The sequence below is a fragment of the uncultured Parasphingopyxis sp. genome (assembly GCF_937129435.1).
Taxonomy (GTDB): Bacteria; Pseudomonadota; Alphaproteobacteria; order Sphingomonadales; family Sphingomonadaceae; genus Parasphingopyxis.
The window spans coordinates 47,838-56,232 of sequence record NZ_CAKZNF010000018.1; the positions used below are offsets into that span (position 1 = coordinate 47,838).

The following is an 8,395-nucleotide window of genomic DNA, read 5'->3' on the forward strand; positions in this document are numbered from 1 at the left end:
TGTCTCCTTGTTAATCGACGGTTTCGATTTGTGCAACGCACAATAATGCATTCTGTCCATTAAGGCAAAGTGAGTTGGTCGTTTTTCGTGATCGGAAATCCCGATCAACGCTGCAATGCAGCAAGGTCATTCGGCCGGTTGGGCGACGCCTTTCACGAATCGTTCGACATGCGGATTACCGCAATCTTCGAGCGTGTCGACCGGCCCCGTCCAGATGATCTCGCCCTCGTAGAGCATCGCCACGCGGTGCGCGACACGGCGGGCCGATTTCATGTCGTGGGTGATCGTCACTGCCGTCACGCCGAGATCCTCGACCAGCTCGACGATCAGGTCGTTGATCACGCTGGCGCGGATGGGATCGAGCCCCGTGGTCGGCTCGTCGAAGAAGATGATCTCGGGGCGCGGCGCGATGGCGCGGGCGAGCGCGACTCGCTTCTGCATCCCGCCCGACAGCTCGGCCGGATAGAGATCGAGCACATCGCCGCCCAGATTGACGCGTTCGAGATTTTCGCGCGCGATATCGCGCATCTCGCGCTTCCGCAGCATACGTCCCTGTGTCAGCGAGAAGGTGACATTGCGCCAGACGGGCAGCGAATCGAACAGCGCGCCGCCCTGAAACAGCATGCCGAATTTCGTGCGGATCCGTTCGCGGTCGGCGGCGCGCATCGCGGTCATGTCCTCGCCATCGACACGGATCGTTCCGGCATCGGGTTCGACCAGCCCGAGAATGCATTTGAGCATCACCGACTTGCCCGACCCCGAACCGCCGATGATGGCAAGCGATTCGCCCGGTGCGACGGAGAGCGTGACATCGCGCAGCACCTGATTGCTGCCGAACCGCTTGGCGACATGGTCGAGCGCGAGCTTGGGCGTCTCCGCCATCAGCCGAACGCCGCCACGGTGAGCACGAGGTTGGCGGCAAGGATCGTCACAAAGGCGGCGACCACCGCGTTGGTCGTCGCCCGCCCGACGCCCGCCGCGCCGCCGCTGGCGCTGAGCCCGGCATAGCAACCCGACAGCGCGATGAAGAAACCGAAGACCGCCGCCTTGACCAGCGACATGACGATATCGTCCGCCTCCAGAATGTCCGCCGTCATGCTCAGATAATTGGCCGGGTTGAAGCCGAGCTTCGCCGTCGAGAGCAGATAGCCACCGAAGATCCCGAGAATGTTCGCGAGGCAAACCAGCAGCGGCATCGCGATGATCGCGGCAAACAGGCGCGGCGCGATCAGATAGCGATAGGGATCGGTACGCAGCGTCCGCATCGCGTCGATCTGTTCGGTCACACGCATCGTGCCGAGTTCGGCGGCCATCGCGCTCGACACCCGCCCCGCCACCATCAGACCGGTGAGCACCGGCCCCAGTTCGCGGACCATGCCGATGACGACCACGGCGGGGACAGTCGATTGCGCGTTAAAGCGCGACCCGCCGGTGTAAATCTGCTGCGCCAGCGCGGCGCCCGTAAAGATCGCAGTCAGCGCGACAACGGGGATCGAAAGCCAGCCGATCTGGAAGAATTGCTCGATCAGCCGCGTGGGATAGTAAGGCGGCGTCAGGCCGCGTCTGATCGTGCGCCCGGCGAAGATAGCCGCGCTGCCGACCCCGGCAAAGCCGTTGACGACCGGCCGGCCGATCGCCGCCAGCGCCGTCACGACCGTATTCTGTGTCCCGCTCTCGCTCATATCCAGAGGCGCTGATAGCGGCGGCCCAGCCCGGTAAGCAACTCATATTGCGAAAGACCCGATTGCGCGGCAGCCGTCGGCAGGTCGTAATCGACGGCGATCCAGTCGCCCTCGGCGACCTGCGGACAGGCATCGACCGACACGGCGATCAGGTCCATCGAGACGCGGCCGACCACGGGGCACTCGACCTCACCGAAGTGCGCCATGCCGCTTCCCGAAAAGCCGCGCAGATAGCCGTCGGCATAGCCGATATGGAGGATCGCGAGCTCGGTGTTCGCGGGCGCCCGGAAGGTCGCGCCATAGCCCACGGTTTCGCCCGCCTTGGCCGTGCGCCGCTGGATCACCTCGGCCTCGACAGCCACGACGGACGCGATCTCGTTTTCCAGCCTCGGCACCTGAATGCCGCCATAGAGCGACAGGCCGGGCCGCGTCAGGCCGAAGGCATAATCGCCGCCCAGCGCCACGCCGGCCGAATTGGCGAGGCTCAAGCGCTTAGCCGATGCCCGTTCGCCGATCCAGGCCAATGCCTCGCGCTGCTGCCGGTTCAGCGGATGGGACGGCTCGTCCGAACAGGCGAGATGGCTCATGAGTGTGTGTACGTTGAGGCCCTTCAGGATGCCCCCCGACACCTGTTCGGGCGTCAGGCCGAGCCGGTTCATGCCGGTATCGACCATCACGTCGCAGGGCGCGCCGCCCATTTGCTGCCAGCGCTGCACCTGTTCGGGCGAGTTGAGGCAGGGCCGCGCATGACCCGCCTTCGCCGTCGGCATATCCGCCGCGCGCACGCCGTGAAAGACCGTCAGCGACAGCCCCTCGGTCATCTCCGCGATCTCGAGCGCTTCGGCCCATGTCGCGACGAAGAAATCGCGGCACCCGGCATCGATCAGCCGCGGCACGACCTGCGTCACGCCGAGCCCATAGCCGTCCGCCTTCACCGCCGCACCACAGGCCGCATCGCCCGACAGCCGGTCGAGCGCGCGCCAGTTCCGCGCCAGCGCATCGCCGTCGAGCCGGAGCCGCAGGGGAGCCTCCAGAATCGCCATCACGCCGCGCCACCGTCTGCGAGCAGCGACCGATAGCTATGCTCGTCGAACAGCTCTTCGGCATAGGCCGTATCGGCATCGCTGAAATAATCGCGCCACCCGCCAACGACTCCGCGCCGGACCTTGTAGCTGTCCGGATCGGCCGGATCGCGCGGCCGCAGCCCGGCCCCATAGAGGCGTTGTCCTTCACCTGAACGTTCGACGCGGCGCATGTTGTCGTATTTACCGGCCTCGACCGCCGCCTCGACCGCCGCCTCGTCGGAATCGCGCTCGAGCACGAAGCGCGCCGCGCGCGCAAACTCCTCGTGCGCATCCCGGCGCATTCGCTCGTAGCGGATCACTTCAAAGTCGGAGATCGTCTCGCCGGCGCGCGACCAGAGCAGGTTGAAGCGGATGATCTTTTCCAGACCGTGCAACGGATCGCGCAGAAAGGCCGCCATGTCGCCTTCGTAGAATCGCTTGCGGCGGGTCGCCTGAAAAAAACCGGAAACCGCCGTGTCGCGCGGATCGCGCAGCAGGAAGAGGACGCGGCAAGCGCGATAGACGGCGGGGCCGCACAAGACGGCCTCGAAGGGCTGTTTCGCGATATGCGCGGCACCGCCATGGCTGACATGGAAATCGGCGCCCAGTTGATCGAGCATGTAGCGCACCCAGGTGCGGCCCGATTTGGGGAAGGCGAGCAGCACCGCAGCGCCGGGCGGCGGCGGCGGTTCGTGCTGCCGGATATAGATGTCGCTCGAAGACATCGCGCGGCCTTAGCCAAAACTCCCGGTCTTGGGGAGGCTTGTCTGATGGTCCGGATCTATGGCTGCTCTTCGAAATCGGTCGGCAGACCGCCCGGGATGCCCCACCAGGCGACGACCACGCCGAACGCCACGACGGCCCAAGTGTACCAGAGCCCGGCATAGAGATCGCCCGTCCGCGCCACGATATAGCCGGCGATCAGCGGCAGAAACCCGCCGAGATAGCCTGCGCCGACATGATAGGGGATCGACATCGAGCTGTAGCGGATTTTTGCCGGAAACATCTCGGCAAGCAGCGCGGCAACCGAGCCGTAGGTCAGCGCCGAGAGGACGCCCATGACGAGGAGCAACGCGAAAATCCCGACAATCGCACCCGCAGAAAGCTGCTGCGGCGTGAAATCGAAGCCGTAGGATCCGAGCGCGGCCTGGATGCCCTCGCGCCGGGCTATGCCGTCCTCCATCCATTCGGGCGCGATCGCGATCGACTCGCCACCGACGGTCAGCGAAACCGCGTCAGCCGCCTGAACGTCGTATCGCACGCCGCTCGCCGTCAGCGTTTCGAGCAGCTTGCCGCAATCGCTCTGCGCGCTGCCATAGAGTTCGGCGAAGGGATCAGTCGTGCATTCCGGGCCCGCGACGACGACCGGGTTCTCCGCTGCCGCCCGTGCCAGCCCCGGATTGGCAAGACTCCCCATCGCCCAGAAGACCGGGAAGAGCAGCGCCAGCGCCGCGATCGCGCCGATGATGATCGGCTTCTTGCGCCCCACCCGGTCCGACCATTTGCCGACGATGACGTAGAAACTCATCGAGACGAAGCCGGCGGCGAACAGGATCAGCTCGACCGTCAACTCGTCCACCCGCATCGGCCCGCGCAGGAAGGACAGGCCGGAAAAGAACGCGGTGTACCAGATTGTCGTCAGCACGCCGGTGATCCCGAACAGCGCCACGAAGATGCGGCGCTTGTTGCCGGGATAGCTGAAGCTTTCGGCGAAGGGATTGGCCGCCGTCTCGCCCGCTTCCTTCATCGCCTGGAAGACCGGGCTTTCCGAGAGCTTCAAGCGCATCCAGAGCGAAATGCCGAGCAGGATGATCGAGAGCAGGAACGGGATTCGCCAGCCCCAGGCGGCGAAATCGTCGGCCGGGATCAGGAAGCGGCAGGCCAGCACGACGGCGATCGACAGCACGAACCCGCCGACGACGCTCGCCTGGATGAAGCTGGTGTAGAAACCGCGCTTTTCGGGCGGCGCATGCTCGGCGACATAGATCGCCGCCCCGCCATATTCGCCGCCCAGCGCCAGCCCCTGAAGGATACGCAGCCCGATGACGATGATCGGCGCGGCCAGCCCGATCGAGGCGGCCGAGGGAATCATGCCGACCCCGGCCGTCGCGATGCCCATCAGCGTGACCGTCACGAGAAAGGTGTATTTGCGCCCCAGCCGGTCGCCGAGAAAGCCGAACAGGATCGCGCCCAACGGCCGGAAGCCGAAGCCCACGGCGAACCCCGCCCAGACGAGCAGCAATTGAAGCGTCTCGTTCCCCGCCGGGAAGAACGCCGCCCCGATCAGCGCGGCGAGCGTGCCGTAGATGAAGAAGTCATACCATTCGAACACCGTGCCTGCCGAGGACGCGGCGATGACAAGCCGGATTTCCTTGGGCGTCGGTTCGCGCATGGCGGCGCCCGATATTGCTGTTTCGGCCATGCGGCCTCCTCCCTCTCTTTCGCGCTTTTAGGGATGGATTGGCGCGCTGCGCAATCCTCCCCGGCACGGGGAGGGGGACCGCCGAAGGCGGTGGAGGGGCACCCGCCAATAGCGATGCGCTTGTGGATGGTGCCCCTCCACCATGCTCTGCATGGTTCCCCTCCCCGTGCCGGGGAGGAATCCGGATCCCCCTTCCCTCGCGCTTCGCCTCGCGCCATATTCGCGCCACGCACATCGAAGGGGTCCGCACATGTTTCGCATCGCCGCAACACTCTCGCTCACCGCCGTTCTGTCGCTGGCCGCCGTGCCGCTCGCCGCCCAACAGGTCGAGGAGCGCACCGTCGGCAGCGCAACGCTGCAGAACGTCCCCGCCATCCCCGCCGAGATCGAGGAAGCGGTTCAGCGCTACCAGAATTATCGCAGCGCGCAGTTCGAGGACTGGCTCGAGGACGGCACAATGCTGATCACGACCCGCTTCGGCACGACGAGCCAGGTGCATCTCGTCGCCGAACCCTATGGCCAGCGCAGCCAGCTGACCTTTTTCGCCGAACCCGTCACCGGTGCGACGGCCGAACCCGGGCATCAGCGCTTCGCGCTCAACCGCGATACCGGCGGAGACGAATGGTATCAGATCGATCTGATGCCGGTGGGCGGCACGCCCGTGCGCTTTACCGAGCCCACGACACGGAACACGGCGCCCGTCTTCTCATCGGACGGCGGCATGATGGTCTGGTCGTCGACCGGTCGCGAAGGCCGCTATACGATCTACGCCGCCGATCCGGCCGATCCCGCGAGCCGGCGCGAGATCGCGGTGTTCGACACGCCGATGTTCCCGGCCGATATCTCGGCGGACGGCGCCACGGTGATCCTGCAAAACTATGTGTCGAACAGCAACGCCACGATCCACCTGCTCGACATCGCTTCGGGCGAGGCGCCACGGATCTCGCCCGATGGCGAAGGCACCGACGAACAGCCGCAATTCGCGCGAAACGACACCGCGATCCTGGCCATCACCAACCGCACGAGCGATACGCGGCGGCTCGTCGAATATGCCCGCGACGGCGGCGGGATGACCATGGTGTCGCCGGAAAGCGAATGGGATGTCGAAACGTTCGACCTCAGCCACGATGGCCGCATCCTCGCCTGGTCGACCAACGAGGACGGCTATTCGCGGGTCCGCGTGACCGATTTCGTGACGCGCCGCGCCCTGCCGCAACCCGAACTGCCCGACGGCGTCCTCACCGCGCTCGATTTCGCGCCCGACAATGCACGGCTCGCGATCGGGCTGGAGAGCGCGACCTCGGCCGGCGACGTCTGGGTCTGGGGCGCTACATCGGGCGAGCTGGAGCGCTGGACCGAAAGCGAGCGCGGGCCGCTCGACCCTGCCACGCTGGTCGAGCCCGAACTGGTACGCTTCGAAAGCTTCGATGGCCGCTCGATCCCGGCCTTCGTCTATCGCCCCAATCGCGAGTCCGGCGAAGCGGTGCCGACGCCGGTGATCATCGACATCCATGGCGGGCCGGAAGCGCAGACCCGGCCCGGCTGGAACCCCGGCGCGCAATATTTCGCCGATACGCTCGGCGCGACGGTGATCCTGCCCAATGTGCGCGGCAGCGACGGCTATGGCACCGAATATCGCGATCTCGACAACGGCCCGCTGCGCGAAGACAGCGTCCGCGATATCGGCGCGCTGCTCGACTGGATCGCAGCGCAGCCCGGCCTCGATGAAAGCCGCGTTGCCGTCTACGGCCAGAGCTATGGCGGCTATATGTCGCTCGCCTCGATGATCCACTATTCGGACCGGCTGGTCGGCGGGGTTGAGCGCTACGGCATCAGCGACTTCCGCACCTTCCTCCAGAACACCGAAAGCTATCGCCGCGACATGCGCCGGGGCGAATATGGCGACGAGCGCGACCCCGAAATGGCCGCCGTGTTCGAGAGGATCGCCCCGATGAACAACCTGTCGCGGATTTCGAAACCGATGCTGGTGATGGCCGGCGCCAACGACCCCCGCGTGCCGCTGTCGGAGAGCGATCAGGTGGTTGAGGGCCTGCGCGAGGCAGGTGTGCCGACCTGGTATGTTGTGTTCGCGGATGAGGGACACGGATTCCGGAAGAAGCCCAACAACGATTTGCGGCGGGCGGTGGAGACGGTGTTTTTGCGGGAGTTGTTTGACGGCGAATAGATTTGCGATCGGATAGGCCGATATGGACGAGCTGCAATCGAGAGCCGAAGACCTGAAGCGACTTGCTGGACGCAAGCCGACTGACAAGCGATATGACATTATCCAAGGGGCGTTGCAGTCAAAGTGGGAAGGAGATCAATCGCTTGCGATCCAAGTCCTCGGCCAATGGGGCGGACGGCGAAGCATAGATATCTTGCGTCGTTTTCTCGAGACTTCCTATGAGAAACCCATGTCATGGGCCGTGCGAAAAGTGTCGGTTAGAGCGCTTGCCAATACGATAGAGCAAGAGGATGCCGAGTGGATCGAGCGGCTCCACGCATCTCGATCTAACAACATCGAAAAATTTGAACTACGCCCCTTGTTGGAGCGATTAAAAGCCATCCAGTGAGCGTTTCACCGATCGCGCGTGAAGCATTTTGACGTCATCGCGAGCGAAGCGAAGCGATCCAGGGTGTATCGCGACACGCTCTGGATTGCCGCGTCGCCTTCGGCTCCTCGCAATGACGCTAGAAATATTCAGCGTCGCTCAATCGGGCAAACATTCGAAGATCATTGGGGCGGTCCCCAAACCGCACCGTAGCAATATGCGCCACCCGCTTCGAACCACTGGCCGCCTGAGTCTATACATGCCTGACGCAATTGCCCACCACGCCACCACCAACCAGTGGCAACACCAATGAGCAGCGCGACGATACATGCCGCAATCAATTTATACCCGTTTCTCATTTTTTATTTCTCCCGCCGACAATTTCGCCTTCTCCCAATCGCGTCCATCGAACGGCACTACGTCCACATCCAACCTGTCCCCTCGTCGAGAGCGCGGAGGTTCCGCTCCAGCATTCGTGGCGCGAGCAGGGCTGGCAGAAGCTCCTGATGCCGCAGCGGCGGTAGAAGATGGGCCCCGGCACGTCATGCGCTGTCGGGACCCTTGAACGCCGAAAACACCGCTTCCAGCCCCGGCGGCTCCGGCATCGCCTTCAGCCGGTCAAGCATCTCCGCTATATCGAGGCTGTACGTCATCACCACGCCTACCGTTCCCTCT

At 64.6% G+C, this 8,395-nt stretch carries 7 protein-coding genes; 2 read left to right on the plus strand and 5 right to left on the minus strand.

Going from position 1 to position 8,395, the window contains the following annotated elements; all coding sequences use genetic code 11:
• Positions 1 to 126: 126 nt before the first annotated feature.
• From Q0139_RS03965 to Q0139_RS03985, 5 genes are read right to left on the minus strand one after another with little or no spacing between them, the layout of a single operon-like run.
• Positions 127 to 882 carry an ABC transporter ATP-binding protein gene (locus tag Q0139_RS03965; protein WP_298017701.1) on the minus strand — a complete coding sequence of 252 codons (756 nt, stop codon included), beginning with the start codon at positions 880 to 882 and terminating at the stop codon, positions 127 to 129.
• Positions 882 to 1,682, minus strand: a complete 801-nt coding sequence (locus Q0139_RS03970) for an ABC transporter permease (RefSeq protein WP_298017704.1) — start codon at positions 1,680 to 1,682, stop codon at positions 882 to 884. Before Q0139_RS03970 ends, Q0139_RS03965 begins: the two co-directional genes overlap by 1 nt.
• Positions 1,679 to 2,725, minus strand: coding sequence for an alanine racemase (alr, locus tag Q0139_RS03975; RefSeq protein WP_298017707.1), 1,047 nt, complete (start codon positions 2,723 to 2,725; stop codon positions 1,679 to 1,681). Before alr ends, Q0139_RS03970 begins: the two co-directional genes overlap by 4 nt.
• Positions 2,725 to 3,471: a sulfotransferase domain-containing protein gene (locus Q0139_RS03980; protein WP_298017712.1), complete on the minus strand. Its 747-nt coding sequence runs from the start codon at positions 3,469 to 3,471 to the stop codon at positions 2,725 to 2,727. Before Q0139_RS03980 ends, alr begins: the two co-directional genes overlap by 1 nt.
• A gap of 56 nt (positions 3,472 to 3,527) precedes the next feature.
• Positions 3,528 to 5,168 carry an MFS transporter gene (locus Q0139_RS03985; RefSeq protein WP_298017718.1) on the minus strand — a complete coding sequence of 547 codons (1,641 nt, stop codon included), beginning with the start codon at positions 5,166 to 5,168 and terminating at the stop codon, positions 3,528 to 3,530.
• A gap of 250 nt (positions 5,169 to 5,418) precedes the next feature.
• Between Q0139_RS03985 and Q0139_RS03990 the strand changes: the two genes are divergently transcribed.
• Together Q0139_RS03990 and Q0139_RS03995 are read left to right on the plus strand one after the other, a co-directional pair.
• Positions 5,419 to 7,353 carry a prolyl oligopeptidase family serine peptidase gene (locus Q0139_RS03990; protein WP_298017726.1) on the plus strand — a complete coding sequence of 645 codons (1,935 nt, stop codon included), beginning with the start codon at positions 5,419 to 5,421 and terminating at the stop codon, positions 7,351 to 7,353.
• Between the two features lie 22 nt (positions 7,354 to 7,375).
• Positions 7,376 to 7,741 (plus strand): hypothetical protein, encoded by a 366-nt coding sequence (locus tag Q0139_RS03995; RefSeq protein ID WP_298017734.1) that lies wholly within the window; start codon positions 7,376 to 7,378, stop codon positions 7,739 to 7,741.
• The last annotated feature ends 654 nt before the right edge of the window (positions 7,742 to 8,395 follow it).